Source organism: Thiofilum sp., assembly GCF_016711335.1.
Classification (GTDB): domain Bacteria; phylum Pseudomonadota; class Gammaproteobacteria; order Thiotrichales; family Thiotrichaceae; genus Thiofilum.
In genome coordinates, this window is sequence record NZ_JADJTF010000001.1 from 221060 (window position 1) to 237129 (window position 16070).

General features: G+C 44.8%; 18 protein-coding genes, 1 tRNA gene and 1 pseudogene. 10 read left to right on the plus strand and 10 right to left on the minus strand.

Annotated features, from left to right (window positions below):
• Position 1: 1 nt before the first annotated feature.
• The 3 genes from trpA to IPL34_RS01045 are packed head-to-tail and all read right to left on the minus strand — an operon-like array spanning position 2 to position 2605.
• Complete coding sequence (trpA, locus tag IPL34_RS01035) at positions 2-817, minus strand: tryptophan synthase subunit alpha (RefSeq protein ID WP_296836453.1); 816 nt, start codon at positions 815-817, stop codon at positions 2-4.
• The gene (trpB, locus tag IPL34_RS01040) at positions 814-2019 is read right to left on the minus strand and encodes a tryptophan synthase subunit beta (RefSeq protein WP_296836455.1); all 1206 of its coding nucleotides are present in this window, start codon (positions 2017-2019) and stop codon (positions 814-816) included. The genes trpA and trpB overlap by 4 nt, the downstream gene beginning before the upstream one ends.
• Entirely contained in the window at positions 2009-2605 is a 597-nt protein-coding gene (locus tag IPL34_RS01045; protein ID WP_366931017.1) for a phosphoribosylanthranilate isomerase, read from the minus strand. Before IPL34_RS01045 ends, trpB begins: the two co-directional genes overlap by 11 nt.
• 167 nt (positions 2606-2772) lie before the next feature.
• On the opposite strand from IPL34_RS01045, the gene IPL34_RS01050 reads away from it, so the two are divergent.
• Genes IPL34_RS01050 through folK form a run of 3 tightly spaced genes read left to right on the plus strand, consistent with a single transcriptional unit; the run spans position 2773 to position 4334 of the window.
• A complete protein-coding gene (locus IPL34_RS01050; protein ID WP_296836459.1) occupies positions 2773-3432 on the plus strand; it encodes a hypothetical protein in 660 nt (219 codons plus the stop codon).
• 57 nt (positions 3433-3489) lie between these two features.
• Entirely contained in the window at positions 3490-3846 is a 357-nt protein-coding gene (folB, locus tag IPL34_RS01055) for a dihydroneopterin aldolase (RefSeq protein ID WP_296836462.1), read from the plus strand.
• Entirely contained in the window at positions 3843-4334 is a 492-nt protein-coding gene (gene folK, locus IPL34_RS01060) for a 2-amino-4-hydroxy-6-hydroxymethyldihydropteridine diphosphokinase (RefSeq protein ID WP_296836464.1), read from the plus strand. The genes folB and folK overlap by 4 nt, the downstream gene beginning before the upstream one ends.
• Here the strand turns inward: folK and IPL34_RS01065 are convergent.
• The 4 genes from IPL34_RS01065 to IPL34_RS01080 all read right to left on the minus strand — a co-directional run bounded on the left by IPL34_RS01065 (position 4309) and on the right by IPL34_RS01080 (position 6419).
• Positions 4309-4833 carry an SRPBCC family protein gene (locus IPL34_RS01065; protein ID WP_296836466.1) on the minus strand — a complete coding sequence of 175 codons (525 nt, stop codon included), beginning with the start codon at positions 4831-4833 and terminating at the stop codon, positions 4309-4311. The two genes, folK and IPL34_RS01065, sit on opposite strands and share 26 nt — an antisense overlap.
• Before the next feature lie 201 nt (positions 4834-5034).
• Positions 5035-5205 (minus strand): 50S ribosomal protein L33, encoded by a 171-nt coding sequence (gene rpmG, locus IPL34_RS01070; protein WP_296836469.1) that lies wholly within the window; start codon positions 5203-5205, stop codon positions 5035-5037.
• A gap of 18 nt (positions 5206-5223) precedes the next feature.
• Entirely contained in the window at positions 5224-5460 is a 237-nt protein-coding gene (rpmB, locus tag IPL34_RS01075; RefSeq protein WP_296836471.1) for a 50S ribosomal protein L28, read from the minus strand.
• 122 nt (positions 5461-5582) lie between these two features.
• Positions 5583-6419, minus strand: coding sequence for a DUF72 domain-containing protein (locus IPL34_RS01080; protein WP_296836473.1), 837 nt, complete (start codon positions 6417-6419; stop codon positions 5583-5585).
• Positions 6420-6618: 199 nt separating this feature from the next.
• Between IPL34_RS01080 and IPL34_RS01085 the strand changes: the two genes are divergently transcribed.
• The 4 genes from IPL34_RS01085 to IPL34_RS01100 all read left to right on the plus strand — a co-directional run bounded on the left by IPL34_RS01085 (position 6619) and on the right by IPL34_RS01100 (position 9526).
• On the plus strand, positions 6619-6885 hold the full coding sequence (locus tag IPL34_RS01085) for a hypothetical protein (protein WP_296836475.1): 267 nt from the start codon (positions 6619-6621) through the stop codon (positions 6883-6885).
• Between the two features lie 162 nt (positions 6886-7047).
• The gene (locus IPL34_RS01090; RefSeq protein WP_296836478.1) at positions 7048-7713 is read left to right on the plus strand and encodes a TrkA family potassium uptake protein; all 666 of its coding nucleotides are present in this window, start codon (positions 7048-7050) and stop codon (positions 7711-7713) included.
• A gap of 9 nt (positions 7714-7722) precedes the next feature.
• Positions 7723-9063 carry a potassium transporter TrkG gene (locus IPL34_RS01095; RefSeq protein WP_296836480.1) on the plus strand — a complete coding sequence of 447 codons (1341 nt, stop codon included), beginning with the start codon at positions 7723-7725 and terminating at the stop codon, positions 9061-9063.
• Positions 9064-9082: 19 nt separating this feature from the next.
• Entirely contained in the window at positions 9083-9526 is a 444-nt protein-coding gene (locus tag IPL34_RS01100; protein ID WP_296836483.1) for a hypothetical protein, read from the plus strand.
• A gap of 64 nt (positions 9527-9590) precedes the next feature.
• Here IPL34_RS01100 and IPL34_RS01105 read toward each other — a convergent pair whose 3' ends face one another.
• Entirely contained in the window at positions 9591-10112 is a 522-nt protein-coding gene (locus IPL34_RS01105) for a hypothetical protein (RefSeq protein ID WP_296836484.1), read from the minus strand.
• Between the two features lie 124 nt (positions 10113-10236).
• Between IPL34_RS01105 and IPL34_RS01110 the strand changes: the two genes are divergently transcribed.
• The 3 genes and pseudogenes from IPL34_RS01110 to IPL34_RS01120 all read left to right on the plus strand — a co-directional run bounded on the left by IPL34_RS01110 (position 10237) and on the right by IPL34_RS01120 (position 12216).
• Complete coding sequence (locus IPL34_RS01110; RefSeq protein ID WP_296836435.1) at positions 10237-10533, plus strand: hypothetical protein; 297 nt, start codon at positions 10237-10239, stop codon at positions 10531-10533.
• 11 nt (positions 10534-10544) lie between these two features.
• Positions 10545-11438, plus strand: a pseudogene (locus tag IPL34_RS01115) (transposase); the annotation flags it as partial.
• A 436-nt stretch (positions 11439-11874) separates the two neighbouring features.
• On the plus strand, positions 11875-12216 hold the full coding sequence (locus tag IPL34_RS01120; protein WP_296836485.1) for a hypothetical protein: 342 nt from the start codon (positions 11875-11877) through the stop codon (positions 12214-12216).
• A 47-nt stretch (positions 12217-12263) separates the two neighbouring features.
• On the opposite strand, the gene IPL34_RS01125 is transcribed toward IPL34_RS01120, so the two are convergent.
• Positions 12264-12345 (minus strand) — tRNA-Leu (locus tag IPL34_RS01125).
• A 161-nt stretch (positions 12346-12506) separates the two neighbouring features.
• Positions 12507-15962 (minus strand): glycoside hydrolase family 3 protein, encoded by a 3456-nt coding sequence (locus IPL34_RS01130; RefSeq protein ID WP_296836486.1) that lies wholly within the window; start codon positions 15960-15962, stop codon positions 12507-12509.
• Between the last annotated feature and the right edge of the window lie 108 nt (positions 15963-16070).

Sequence of the window (16070 nt, forward strand, 5' to 3'; positions counted from 1 at the left end):
TTTAATTCCTAGTCGCTAGATCCATAGACTCGCGCATGGCAGCTATGAGATTAGCAATATCTTGCACAATACGCCCATGATCATCAGGATTGGCTTCCACCAATTTTATCACCGCACTACCCACAATCACGGCATCCGCAATCGGTGCGATTAAAGCAGCGGTCGCAGCATCTTTAATCCCAAACCCTACCCCTAAAGGTAAAGCGCTATAGTCACGGATTAGACTTAAACGCGCTTTAACCGCTTCAGGATCTAAAGTATTCGCCCCCGTCACTCCTTTCAGCGATACGTAATATAAAAAGCCGCTACCTAGTTCAGCAATTTTTTGAATACGCTCAGGTTTCGTGGTGGGCGATAATAAGAATATGGTGTCTAACTGATGCTTTTTAAAGAGCAGTGTCGTGTCATTACCCTCTTCTGGAGGTAAATCGACCGTAAGCACTCCATCAACACCTGCTGCTTGCGCACGCGTGGCAAAGGTTCCATACCCCATAATCTCAATAGGATTGAGATAGCCCATTAAAATAACGGGTGTGCTTTGATCATGCTCACGAAAAGTCTTAACTATGTCTAACACATCACTCAAACTCGTGTTGTGCTTTAAAGCCCGTTCACAGGCTAATTGAATAGTAGGGCCATCGGCCATAGGATCAGAAAAAGGCACACCTAATTCAATTAAATCCGCGCCTGAGGCTACCATCGCATGCATCAAAGGTACGGTGAGTGAAGGATGCGGGTCACCTGCGGTAATATACGGAACTAATGCAGTGCGCCGTTGTGCTTTTAAATCCGCGAAATGTTTAGCTATACGACTCATAGTGTAATCCCCTCTAAACGTGCCACCGTATTAATATCCTTATCCCCACGCCCGGATAGATTCACAATAATGCTTTGATCTTTGCTCATAGTAGGCGCTAATTTCATGGTATAAGCTAACGCATGACTACTTTCTAAGGCTGGAATAATGCCCTCAGTACGGGTCAAGGTATGAAAACCCTTCATCGCCTCATCGTCATTAATCGCTACATAATTCACGCGTCCCACATCCTTAAGCCAAGCATGTTCAGGTCCTACGCCGGGGTAATCCAAACCTGCTGAAATCGAGTGAGTTTCAATAATTTGACCATTATGATCTTCAATTAAATAAGTGCGATTGCCGTGTAATACGCCGGGGCGACCAGCGCTTAAGGTTGCCGCATGCTTACCTGTTTCAATGCCTGAGCCACCCGCTTCTACACCATAAATTTTCACTGACTCATCGGCTAAAAACGGATAAAACAAGCCAATCGCATTCGAGCCACCGCCCACGCACGCCACCAATGCATCCGGTAATTTACCGTCTTGCTCTAAAATCTGCTCGCGTGCTTCACGCCCAATTACCGCTTGGAAATCACGTACCATGGCTGGATAAGGATGAGGCCCAGCGACCGTGCCAATGATATAGAAGGTATTATCCACATTGGTGACCCAATCGCGCATCGCCTCATTCAGCGCATCTTTTAAAGTACGTGAGCCTGAAGTAACTGGCACCACCTTAGCGCCTAACAATTTCATCCGGTACACATTCGGTGCTTGGCGCTGAATATCATCCGCACCCATATACACCACGCACTCTAGACCTAAACGCGCTGCAATAGTGGCTGAGGCTACGCCATGCTGACCCGCTCCGGTTTCAGCAATAATGCGGGTTTTACCCATGAACTTAGCGAGGAGGGCTTGACCAATCGTATTATTGATCTTATGCGCTCCGGTATGATTCAGGTCTTCACGCTTGAGGAAAATTTTGGCACCACCGAGTTCACGCGACCATCGCTCAGCAAAATACAAAGGACTAGGACGACCCACATAATATTTTAAATCCCGATCAAACTCGTCCTGAAACGCAGGGGAATTTTTAAGCGTTTCATAGGCGGCTTGTAGTTCCTCTAGTGGTTCTACTAAGGTTTCCGCAACAAAGCGCCCCCCATAAGGTCCAAAATGCCCTTTTACATCGGGCAAAGCTTGCCAATCAATGGTCATGTTCGCATTCAACTCGTCTTACCTCATTTAGAAATGCCGCCACCTTAGCGGGATCTTTTACCCCTGCGGTGGATTCTACTCCACTACTCACATCGACGGCATAAACCTGTGTTGTTTTAATGGCTTGATATACATTATCTGCTTTTAACCCCCCCGCTAATATCAGCGCTTGGGGATAATTTTGTGGTAATTGTGTCCAATCAAAGGTTTGCCCTGTACCACCCGCTGCCCCCGGAGCATGGCTATCGACTAATAAGCCCTGTGCATCAGGATAAGCACGTGCCAACTCATAAAAATTCTGCCCTAACATACCTAAGGCTTTAATATACGGACGCCCAAACGAACGGCAAAATTCAGCACTTTCATTACCATGAAACTGAATCACATCGAGGGTTACTTGATCGAGTACTTGGGTAATGAAATCGCGCTCAGCATTCAGAAATAAACCGACTCGCGTCACAAAGGGTGGTATGGCTTGGCCAATTGTTCGTGCTTGTTCGAGGCTCACATTACGCGGACTTTTAGGATAAAACACTAGCCCCAAGGCATCTGCGCCCGCACGACTCACCATTTTCGCATCAGCCACTGAAGTAATTCCACACACTTTAACTCGACAACGCACCACAGAGTCCTTGGATAGTAAAAGCAAGAAAGTGGGTTAGGCTATCATAAGGTAGGTTTAGAGGCGATGGATTAGCATAAAATTCCCTAAGGGTACGCTAGAGTAGTGGTCTTTAGAGATTGTTTTTGAATATGAACTTTTTAGATACTCTTTTTGATCATATGGATACTTGGCGTCATCTGCCTAGCTATCAACTTGAACGTCGTGCAGACTTATTTTTTTCATTATATCTCACAGAGGTTTTGCAAGCTAAGTTAGGTTTCCCCATAGCAAAGCAGCTTATTCCAGAATTTCCGATTCGCAAGGGTACTATTGATGAAAAACGCCCTAAATTTGAGCATAACCAATCGTTTAAAGTTGACTATCTCGCCTTTTCAGCTAACTTTGATACCGCCATACTAATTGAATTAAAAACCGATGACTCATCAAGACGCTTTGATCAAGACCAGTATTTAATTCAAGCTCAAGAAAAACCATTTGCTGAGCTACTAGCGGGAGTAGTTCAATTATTTCAAGCCACTTCTGCCAAACCGAAGTATCTTGCATTACTCAAATTACTAGAAACAATAAAGCAAATTCAACTACCTAAGCAACAACTCTCGCAAATCAACATCACCACTCAGGTAACCCAATGTCTCAAGGTTTACATTCAGCCGAATGGTACAGGGCACGAGATCATCAACTTTCACGACTTTGCCAAAACGGTGCAAAAGTACAGTGATCCACTATCACAACGCTTTGCTCAATCACTGTATCAATGGTCGACGATCAAAGCGGGCTTCGTTAAATAACCAAAAGATCCATTTTACGTTATAGTGTCGCCCTAGCCTCTTTCGTCTGGAGTACTTATGGATATTGTTTACGTTAAAGATCTGAAAATTCCTGCTCGTATTGGTATCTATGAGTGGGAGAAGCGTATTCGCCAGCAGATTCGTGTGGACTTAGAAATGGCTTGGGATAATCGTATTCCCGCAGCCAGCGACAATATTGAAGATACTCTGAACTATAAAACAGCGTCTAAACAAGTCATAGCGCTAGTCGAAGCGCAACATTTTGATTTAGTCGAGCGACTTGCCGAAACCATAGCCCAACAGCTCATTAGCACCTTCAATATGCCTTGGATTCGCGTCACTGTAGGCAAACCCGGAGCGGTACGCGGCTCTAGTGAGGTAGGAGTACAAATTGAGCGTGGAACTCGTCCATGAGTGAGAGCAAAACATTACATCAAGTCTATTTAGGCTTAGGTAGCAATATCGAGCCAGAATACCATTTATGTGCCCTGCTCCAACGTTTAAAGGCAACGTTTGGAGAGCTTACTCTTTCGGCAGCTTATCGTACTAAGGCGGTGGGCTTTGTCGGGGATGACTTTATTAATTTAGTGGTAGGTTTTAAAACTGATTGGAGTGCTAATGAATTAATCGAGCACCTAAAACAAACAGAGCAAGCGTTAGGGCGTAGCCATCAACAAGGCTATCAAGCCCGAACCGTTGATGCTGATTTATTGCTATATGAAGGTACACTCATCGCTCATAAAGATATTGAGCGTTATCCTTTTGTGCTCTATCCCTTAGTGGAGCTGGCTCCTACTCTCGTGCACCCTATTCAACACTGTACTCTCAGTGAACTAGCAGAACGTTTACAATTGCCACGCACTGAGATGCAGATTACTACGTTGAAGTGTGAGTTTGAGTAATGGGTTTAGCGGCATATTTAGCTTTTAGCTCACTAATATACTGATTCAATTGTGTATCAAGCTTAGCCCCAAACTGATTACGCAAACGAGCGAGAGGATTCCGAATGTCGCGTGTTTCCGTAAAAGTGACTCGTGTGCCCCCCGGAACTGCATTAAAGATAGCCTGACGCGTACCTTTAAAGCCTTTGCCACGCTGATAGCTCATGGTAATTTCTTTATGATGTACTTCTTTTACCTTGCGCACGGTTAGCTTGCCTTGCGTTTTAGAGTGCTCTAACCAGCGTAAACCTTCATCATCATCTTTGAGCTGTACACTTTTAAGATCACTGCGCCATTCCGTGTGACGCGCTAAGTCTGATAAAGAGTCCCATACCTGATCAATCGGTGCTCGTACTAAATCGACACGGGTTGCCCGTGCTTGTTGGGGTAACATTAACCCAATTAACAGCGGTAAAATTAGGAGTGTGACAATAATCCCTATAATCACCCACGCCACCATCGCGTTATTCCTCTTTTAGTTTCAGGATTGGATCAGTCTTAGCTTACTAGGTAGACTTGGTTTGCGCTTGGCACTATACCAAAGCTGGTATAAGTCTAGTATAAAAACCCTATTAAGCTCAGTGAATCAAGGTGCTTTAGACACTACCATAAAAAAAGCTCGGCTATACCGAGCTTTTTTAAACCGAATCCGCCATTTTAATTACTTAATTTTGGCTTCTTTAAATAAAACGTGCTTACGAACCACGGGATCGTATTTGCTAAACTCCAATTTTTCTGGAGTAGTACGTTTATTTTTAGTTGTGGTGTAGAAAAAGCCAGTATCTGCTGTCGATACCAGTTTAATTTTCTCACGTCCGCCTTTCTTGGCCATGCTTATCTACTCCCGTTATTAGACTTTCTCGCCACGCGCACGAATTTCAGCGAGCACCGCGTCGATACCTTTTTTGTCAATAGTACGCATGCCATTAGCAGAAACACGTAATCTGACAAAGCGTTCTTCGCTCTCTACCCAAAAACGATGCGTATGCAAGTTGGGCAGAAAACGGCGTTTAGTTTTATTGTTCGCGTGCGATACATTGTTGCCAACTACCGGACGCTTACCTGTTACCTGGCATACACGAGCCATGGGAAATCTCCAAACTGCGAATCTGATACTCTAAAGGCGCGTGATGTTACCAGAATGAAAAGGCTCAAACAACCATCATGATGAATTGATTTCACTTTTTATCTTGACAAAGTTAGGTCTGATTAGAGGGGTTCACTCGCTGTCATAATGGCTTTAAGGCGCTTTTGTACCTGAACTTGAAACCAATCCGCTAAGGCGGGCACACCCACATTACTAGGTGTATGCAAATAAATAACAGGTTGCTTACCCGCCTCAATCCATCGAGCAGTTTGTGCTACCCAAGGCTTAAGCCATTCCTCATTATCGGTTTGTATAGGATGACCAATATGGCGCAGCATAGGCTGATTCGCAGTGGTATCTAATTGCACCGGTAAACGCGGCTTTTTTAATTGAGCCTCTTCAGTCGCTTGATCTAATTTAGGTGCAGAATGTACTGCTCGACTATCAAAAATGACTCGATCCACTTGTAGTTCTGTTAATAGCTCATTTAAAGCTTGGCGCTGTGGCGTTTTAGTAAAAAAGTCAGGATGGCGTACCTCCACTGCATAACCATATTCTCGTGGAAGCGTTTTAATAAAGGCGGCTAATTGTGGTAACTCACTAGGCTTGAAGCTCGCAGGTAGTTGAATCATATAATGTAAACGCTCACCTAAAGGAGCTAAACGCTGTAAAAATTCGGTCGTAGCCTGTGCTACATTGACTAGATGCGCCTTATGGGTGATTTCTTTGGGAAACTTAAAACTAAAGCGAAAGGTTTCAGGAGTGGCTTGCTTCCAACGCTCTACCATTGCTGCTGCGGGTGTTGCATAAAAGGTAGTATTTCCCTCCACCGCATTAAAACGCTCAGCATACTGTTCTAAAAATTCTGCGGGTTTGGCATTAGCTTTAAATAAAGTACCCTTCCAAGCGGCTAAAGCCCACAAAGGTGCACCTAAATAATAATTTTGGGGAGGTAGCATGATTTCACTCTCGTAATCCTTAGCTCACTATAACCCTAAAACACCTTAATCGGCTAAATACCGCAGAGCAACCGCAAAATCCAACCATTTATCACAGTTTAGCTCACGTTTAACGGAATTTAGTTAAGCCTTTGAACCTTTTAACCTTAAGCTGAAATTCTTACAACCCAACTACAGCAAGCTGTATAAGGAGTAGTAAATGATAGGACCACTCACAGTGCATGGGGTTGATACTGCTGAATATTTACCAGTACTACCTCTTGCCTTTAACCCCTACGGCACGTTACCCACACAGGCAAGCTCACCTAGTGCGCCTAGTGGAGTGCAGTCATTAGGGCAAGCGGTGGAAAAATTAGCTTTAGCGATGTTGTATAGCCTGAAAGCCAGCACGAGCAATGATCAGGGCTATAAGCACAGTCAGCGTGAATTTTTACCTAAGCAACAGCAATTATCACAACACGCATAAGCCTTGAGGGCTTAGCAATCCGTTTTCACTCTGTAGATCAGACTTTACTGGGTGCACCTCCCCTGTCACCCAGTCTTTTAATCCTCTTATGCCACTCTTCCTGTTAGTGACCTAGCACTCTGCTCTGTACCTGTTAAACTAAACCTATGAATGATTTCAATCATGAGAATAACTATGGCGCGTAGTTTTGCAGTCATTGGCTTAGGAACCTTTGGTAGCACCATTGCCCGTGAATTGGCACGTTTTGGTGATCATGTATTAGGCATTGATACCGACGAAAAGCGGGTCAGCCAAATTGCTGATCATATTCCAGAGGCTATTATTGCTGATGCCACCGATGAAGCGGCGATGCGAGATGCGGGTTTAGGGCGCTATGATGTGGTGATTATTGCCATTGGAGAAGATTTAGAGGCTAATCTACTCTGTACGATGAATGCTCGCGTCTTAGGGGTAAAAACTATTTGGGTAAAAGCCCTTAATCGTACTCATCATCGCATTTTGAATAAATTAGGGGTGGATCGCATTATTCATCCTGAAGAACTGGTCGGTAAGCATACGGCACAAATTCTTCATAACCCATTCATTCAAGATTATGTCAGCCTAGGCAATGGCTATCATATTTTCACCTATGAGTTACCAACTACTGCCCAGACCACCTTGGGTAGCTTAGCACTAAAACAGCGTTTTCATTTACGTTGCTTAGGAGTGATGCGCGGACCTAATTATATTGATTGCTTACAAGATGATTTTGTCTTGCAGCCCGAAGATAAGATTATGGTATTAGGCCGACGTACCGACCTGCGCCAATTTAGTGATAGCTTGCAATAAAGACTCCTTATGCGTATTCCCTCCTTAAAGTCATTGCGGGTTATTAAACTTCCACCTTCTGCTGTTTTAGCCTTGCTATACCTCAATTTAATCTTGCTCGGTATGGTGCTGTTAAAGCTGCCTTTTGCCAATACGCAAGCTATTGCTTGGCGCGATGCTTTATTTACGGCCACTTCGGCAGTAACTATTACAGGTTTAGGCGTAGTCGATACAGGGACGCAGTTTACGCTCTGGGGACAAATGATTATTGCGCTCTTACTGGAGCTAGGCGGTATTGGTGTCATGACGTTTACCGTCTTAGTTTTGTCTATGCTTGGATTTCAAGTGGGGGCAGCACAGCACGTTTTTTTACGCGAAGATCTCAACCAAACCTCAGTCACTGCACTACTCAAACTTACTTGGATTATTTTTAAGATCGTTATTATTTGTCAGGCGCTGGGGGCATTAGCACTCAGCTTCGTATTTGTTCCTGAACTGGGTTGGGGTAAAGGGCTATGGTATGCACTGTTTCATAGTATCTCAGCATTCACCAATGGTGGTTTTGCCCTCTACTCTACTAGCATGATGCCTTTTGTAACAAATCCCGTGATCAATATTACCATTCCCGTATTAGTGATTGTGGGTGGTATAGGCTATAGCGTTATTACTGATGTCTGGAACCAACGTCGTTGGCATGCGTTTACTTTACACACCAAATTAATGCTAGTAGGGACAGCCATCCTTTTAGTCGTATCGATAACGGCTTTTGCACTAATGGAGTGGAGTAACCCTAAAACCTTAGGTGCTTTAGAGAGTAACACTGCCAAACTCAGTGCGAGCTGGTTCCAAATGGTGATTAGTCGCAGTGGCGGCTTTAATAGTATCGACCTAGCGGGTATGCACGAATCGACCACTTTAATGTTCATTATGTTGATGCTGATTGGGGGTGGTAGTACCTCGATGGCGGGTGGGCTGAAGGTCACTACCTTTATTGTGTTAATCTTATCGGCCGTAGCTTTCTTTAAACGCCAGCGCTGGATTCATGTGTTTGGGCGCAGCATTCGTGAGGATCAGATTCAAAAAGTCTTAGCGTTAACCGTGACTACCTGCGGCTTACTGATTTTAGCGGTGTTTTTAATGTCCTTAGATAATGATGGACAGATTCTAGCTTTATTTTTTGAGGCTACTTCGGCACTTGCGACCGTAGGGGCTTCATTAGGTATCACCGCTAGTCTGAATGACTTTGAGCGCAGCGTGATTATGCTGTTGATGTTTATAGGGCGGGTAGGTCCCTTATCTCTAGGTATTTTCCTCGCTATGAATACTCTGCCCAAAGTACGCTATCCTAAAGGTCAGATTTACTTTGGTTAATGGATAACGAGGTTCGGATATGCGTGTCACAGTATGGATCTTAGGAATAGTGCTTAGCCTAGTTAGCCTTAGCGCTCACGCGGTCGATAAAGGTGTTTATGAGGGGCAATGGCGAGCTACCTTTCCAGCAATTAGTCTAAAAATAGGCGCGAATAGTGCAAGTTTTACTTTGAATCAGAAAACCTATACTGATCTGTCACCGCAATACTTTTATGGTCAGTTAGCCCCTTTTCCCTTTTTATACTTATATGTGCAAGAACCCAGTAAAGAACGTAAATATGCGTTTTATGAACATCGCTTGTACTTAATTATGGGCGAGGAAAATAAAATGCTACCTAATGCTTCAGGCACATTGAAATTACGCGGCTATTATGACTTGGCTCGCGTACAGCGCGGGGGCAATGGCTTAGTAGAAAACCAGACTTACCCTATCTTATTTGAACGTCCCCCCAAAAAGAAATAAATACCCACGCGCTATTCACGGAGAGAGTACTCATGCAGTACTCTCGAAATTAGTAACGTTACGCTTAGCGTGCACGACAAGGAACCGTAAACTCTACGTCATTACCACTGCCACCCGAGAAGCGTGTTTCGCTACATTGGAAAGGGGCATAACGATTGCCTACATATTTCATAGTAGTAGTAAAGCATTCTGCTGCTGTGCAAGTACTGCTAGCAATATCGTAGTAACCATTAGACTGTGTATTTAACACTCTAAAAGTACTACTTAAGCCCGTATGACGTACTTGATAAGCATTGCCTGTCAAGCTCACTAACCAATGACGGAAACCATTCGCACCGTAAAAGGTTTGGCAATAGGGGTTTAAAGCAGGACGAACAAAATACCATTGTTGACCATTACGCAGACGCGGCAAAGTCACTACGCGAAATAAACGCTCATAGGCTCCTTGAGGAATATTTAAATCGCGCATACAATTATTTAGATAATTTAAGTCGTTTTTATTGATAGAACGGATCACTGCGGTTGCAATAGTAGCTGTCGGAAGACGCTCACCCGCCGTTGGGCGTTCTGCAGTTGCAGTTAACAAATTAGCCGCTTGACTAGTAGCAATACTTCGGACAGTTTGGGCATGATTGAAAAATAGGCTGGAAGCCTCCAGTGTGGGAAGATGTCGTCAACCACGATAACAACCCCTCACCCCAGAAGCTTCCATGTCCACAATAGAAACGATTCTGAGCCAAATGTCCAGTGTGGCGAAACCGCAGCGCCAGTTTTTGCTGACCTTGTTCAATGCGCTGATGTACCTGCCCAGCCGTGTCAACTTCCGCAACCTTGGACGTTACAGTGACTGCCATGAAAAGACTTTTTCACGCTGGTTTTCACGTTCCTTTGATTTTCTAGCGTTCAACCTGCTGATCTTACAGGATGTCCTGCATGGCAAGGGGGAACGTATTGCGGCTATTGATGCCAGTTTCGTGCCTAAAAGCGGGCGCAAGAGTTATACTTAGACTGGTTTTGGAACGGCTCACAGGGGCAGGCGCAACGCGGACAAGAATTATCCTTGTTAGCGCTGGTGGACGTGACCCACAACACGTACTACACCTTATCCGCCCGCCAAACGCCTACGTTGCCGCGCTCAACCCGCAAGGGTCAAAGCCAACCCGCCAACACCAAAGACAAAACCAAGGTGAAACACCCACCCTTCGTTGGTGCGCCGCTCCCCACGCGGATGGATAGCTACCTTGGACAGCTTCAACACGCCATCACAGTCCTGCTGGGGTGTGGCATCCGTTATCTCGTCGCGGATAGCTTTTATGCCAAAACTAAGTTTGTCAGTGGCATCAGGGAACTCAACTTGCATTTGATCAGCAAGTTACGTCAGGACGCCGACTTACGGTGGCTGTACACGGGCGCACAAAAACCCAAGGGTCGTCACCGCCAGTACAGCGGCAAAGTCAGTTTTGACGACTTATCACGTTTTGAACGGGTCGGAGAGCTGGACGGGCAGCGTGTTTACACCGCTACTGTTAACAGCCCGACGTTCAAACAGATAGTGCGCATCGTCTATCTGGTGCGCGAAGCAAACGGCAAGACCGCTAGCGCACTGCTGTTCAGTACCGACACGGATTGCCCTGCATTAGACATCCTGCGTTACTACCAAGCGCGTTTCCAGATAGAATTTTTGTTCCGGGATGCCAAGCAACACACCGGGCTGTGTGACTGCCAAACGACCCGCAAAGAAAAGCTGGATTTCCACTTCAATACCTCACTGACGGCACTTAACCTGCTCCGGCTGGAAGATCGCCAGCAGAACTGGGATGCCGGGGCAACGGGCGCAGTGTCCTCTCCGTTGCCAGTGGGAAGATCCGCCACTTCAATGCCCATCTGCTCGAACGCTTTTCTCGCCACTTAAAACTCGACTTCAGCGCCATAAAATCCAGCCCAGCCTTCGCAGACCTATGTAATTATGGTGCTATCGCCGCGTAAACTGTCCGAAGTGTTACTAGTAGCCGAAAGACCGAAAAACGCTAAGAGCGCCATTCCAACAAACTTTTTTACTTTCATAGGGTTAGCCTAATATCTCTTAAAGGTGATACGAAACCGCACGCTAAGGACGGATTAAACAGCATTACAACATAACTTCTATGTGCAACTACGTAATAATAATAGTCAATGCAGTATCATTTATCTGCATAATGTAGTTAAGAAATTATACCTTGGGCATTAAACGCCATATTGAGTTTTATCGCAAGTCGGCTAGTTTTAATGGAAATCCGGTCTAGATGAGACTTCTTTACCTTAACGTTGTACAGTAGGATTATTAATTCTGATACCGAACCTAGAATCTGATGTTTAGTGCCTTTATTTTAATTATCTTATTGTTACTCTTTGCTTTAACTCCCAGCTTAATCATCTTTGGTTTACCCCATCGTGCTTACCGCGCTACAACGGGTAGACGCTTACCGATCATTACTTTAACCATGATTAATCTGATTTTGGTTTTTATTGTAATGCTGATAGTCCATCTGATGCACCCCCTCCATGGCTCCTTTATGGAGCTTATTGCTTTTATTATGTGGGTCAGTATTCCGACTGCATTAGTAGTACGAGGCTTTATTAGTGGCTGGATACATAAGCAAGAGCAGGTAAAACTATTAGAAACACCTAAAAACGAAAAAAGCCTTGATTAAAACTAATCGAAGGCTTTAGGCACCAACTACTGTTGGTTAAAAATAAGTGCCGATGAGAAGACTCGAACTTCCACGGGTCGCCCCACTAATACCTGAAACTAGCGCGTCTACCAATTCCGCCACATCGGCTTAAGACACTATAAGGGAGTCATAGCGTATTAAGGATGCGAATGTTAAGCAGTTTATTTTGGATTGTCAAACGATTTCAAGTGGCTAGGTAGCATGACATGCTGTCAACTACCTAGCTATTGCTAATCAATCACTTAACTGCCTAAAATCCTTAGGTAGCATTAATTAAAGTGAATATCATCAATTAAAATGTCTGACTTCAAATAGCTACCACTAGCTGCCTTAGGATGCCAGAACCCTATTGCTTTAATTTGACTCTTATCTACCCCCACAAACTCACTCAATGGTACGGTGTAAATTTTCCAAATACCGGAAGTGGTAGAGGGATAAGACAACAGATTTTTACCTAATGCCGCACCTGTAGCATCATCTAACTTGAGTTCTAATTGATCCAAAGCATCAGGTGCAGCTACGGCTACGACCATATTGGTATAACTACTTAAATTCAGTAACGGTGAAAACTCACTAAAAAAGCCGCCCCAATCCACACCTGTATGACTGAATAATAATGATGAGCTACCCTCGTAGGCATTTGAGCTAGTACGCAAACTACCACTATTTAAGGCAGTACTCTGTGCCGTAATCGATAAGGCTGTCACCATATCGGGACGGAAACCTACTGCAACCGCTTTATCCTCAGTCACCGTACCTAAATCGATACTAGATCCTCCACCGCCACTATCCGCTTTCAAATCAGCACACGCTACCGCATCGGTTGCTGCATCCACACTCTTCGGCACAATCCGTACATTGCCTAGATCAAACTGCGCTGCGCCTCCTGTCAGGAATAATAACGGTGTATTCATAGCAGCATGATTCATGCCCTGCTCGGCAAAACACTTTAAGGGTATTTTTAATTTTGACCATTCAGTGGATACGGCTGGCAATACCTTATTCAGCTCTACCTGTCCGAGACACGGCCACACACAGTGCTGTGCTAAATTGAGAGTAGCCGTAGGTGCTTGATGGACTTTAATATCAAACTGCAAAGTAGATTCAGCGTTCAAATATGAATTGCGATCTTGTCCCGCCTCGCTTTGAGTTTGTAGATAAATTTGCGCTAGATCATCCCCCTTAAAGGTCACCTTCACCGCATCGTATTGACCTTGATAATTAATGGGTTGAGTGGATACCGTACCTTGATCAGCGGGTTGTTCTTTGGGCACTGGAATCGCTGCCCAACCATTTTTATTACCAGAGATGCGTAATACAAACTCATCCGTTGCACGCGTTCCATAAATCTCTAATGGCAAAGTCGCTATCCCGGTATCGGGTTCACTTTGTCCACAACCATAGTTACGCGTATCTAGAGGTAGATTATTTAAATCCCAACTCACATCAGTAGCCGCAGCCGTCATAGCGCTATAAGTCAGACCATAGCCATAAGGGAATAAGGGCGCATGAATGCCGCTAATATCCTGCTCATTAACGGGTGTCATATAGCCACTGATATGTGGCGGGACACGATTAATGCTAGTAGAGCATTTAGTAGCAGGCCAAGAATAGGAGAGCTTACCTTTAAAATCTTTTCCTCCTACTGCATACAAGACATCCGTAATCCCCCCCGCCTCTGTCCCTGGTAGCCACGCGGCAACAAAGGCATCTGAATGATTGATTTCCTCATTCACATACAAAGGACGACCTGACAAAAATACGGTCACTACCTTCATACCTAAGGCTTTTAGGTCTTTAATGGTCTGCAAATCTGCCGCATAAGAGGTTTTTAGTTCGGCATAGCTGAGGGTCTGGTGGTCTTTAATATCCCCCATAAACTCTGCATAAGGGTCTTCACCTATCACTACTAAAGCCACCATATCTGCATTAGCTTGGGCTTTATCAGTAATAATATTTTCAGCTCCAATCTGTGCCTCCAGCGCCTGCTTAACAGTAGAAGCTCCCGGAAAATCAGCCAGTGTGTTATCGGCCCCCTGCCAAGTCAGCGACCAACCTCCGGTTTGCTTTTGGATATTATCCATAGCACTACCTGCTAAAAATATCTTTTGCTCTGCCTTGAGAGGTAAGACCGCATTATTATTTTTTAGTAATACTAAGGACTCACTCACTGCTTGCCGTGCTAAGGCTTTATGTTCAGGAGCACCTAAGATCGCTTGATTACCGGCTAGTGAGCGAGCAGAAGGTTTAGGCTTGTCCCATAAGCCTGCACGCATTTTCACGCGTAAAATACGAGTCACAGCATCATCAATCCGACTCATCGGAATAATGCCGTCTTTCACCTGTTGGATCACATTGGCATAAAAGGCTTTCCAATCCGCCTTGGCAGTGACCATGAACACATCATTACCTGCATTGACCGCATCGGGACAATTAGCAGCACTACAACCGGCTATTTCACCATGTCCATTCCAATCGGTTACCACAATACCATCAAAACCCATTTTGCCTTTGAGCACATCGGTAATGAGATACTTGCTACCATGAATTTTTTTATTATAAGCCACCGCTGGATTAGACGCGTAATTGGCATCGGCATCCCATGAATTAAACGAACTCATGACTACCTGTGCACCAGCCTTTAAGCCTGCAAAGTACCCTGCCGCATGTAGATTAATAAGATTAGTCTCAGTGCTTTGATTGACACCACGGTCTACACCGTTTTTAGTGCCCCCATCACCTAACCAATGTTTTACATTAGAGATAACCTGAGTATCGGTCTTTAAACCAGCGCCCCCACCTTGTAAACCTTCAACCATTTTACTAGCGTAGTTATAAACGATTTCAGGATCTTCCGAGTAGCCCTCATAGACGCGTCCCCAACGATCATCACGAGGAACAGCAACCGTGGGAGCAAAAGTCCAATCCAAACCCGTAGCGACAATTTCACGCGCAGTAGCTTGACCAATTTTATAAATGAGTTCGGGATTATTCGCAGCCCCTAAACCGATATTGTGAGGGAATACCGTTGCTTGATAGACGTTATTATGTCCATGCACTGCATCCGTCGCCCACATAAAAGGGATCTTAAACCCTCGGTCTTGATAGGCCTCGTCTAGGGCCTGCCAATAACTATCCGCTGTAGCCACCCAATCAGCCGCCGTTGACTTTTTATTATTATTCGGCCATGAACCACCACCATTGAGTAAAGAACCTAATTTGTACTCTTTAGCCTCAGCAGGCGTGACTTGATCCAAATTAGGCTGAATCATTTGCCCTACTTTTTCCTCTAACGTCATTTGCGCCAAAATACTCTGAACCTGAGTCTCAATAGTGGAATCAGGCTTGATGGCATTAGTAGAGGCTATGTCTGGCCAATCACTATAAAACGACAAGGTATCAGGGGTTGGAGTCGGTGTCGGAACGGGTGTAGGTGTGGGAGTAGGTGTCGGAACGGGTGTCGGCGTCGGCGTTGGGACAGGTGTAGGCGTCGGCGTTGGGACAGGTGTAGGTGTGGGGGTTGGAGTCGGAACGGGTGTGGGTGTCGGCGTTGGGGTAGTAATATCGGTTGAAGAAGTACCACCACTACAGGCCGCTACTAAACTCAGCATAATCACTGAGCTTATTAGTTTAAAAAGGGGCTTTTGGGCGATAGGTGTTGCATTAAATCTAGCTAACGATTGACTCGTCTCAGACTGATGATCCGTCTCATGTGGTTGCCACATAGCATTATCCTCTAGCGAAATAAAATGATTGAGCATCGTTACCCATCAGTGTAAACGATTACATTAAATTATGTAATCGTTTACATTAAAAGCAAATAAACCTGTTTT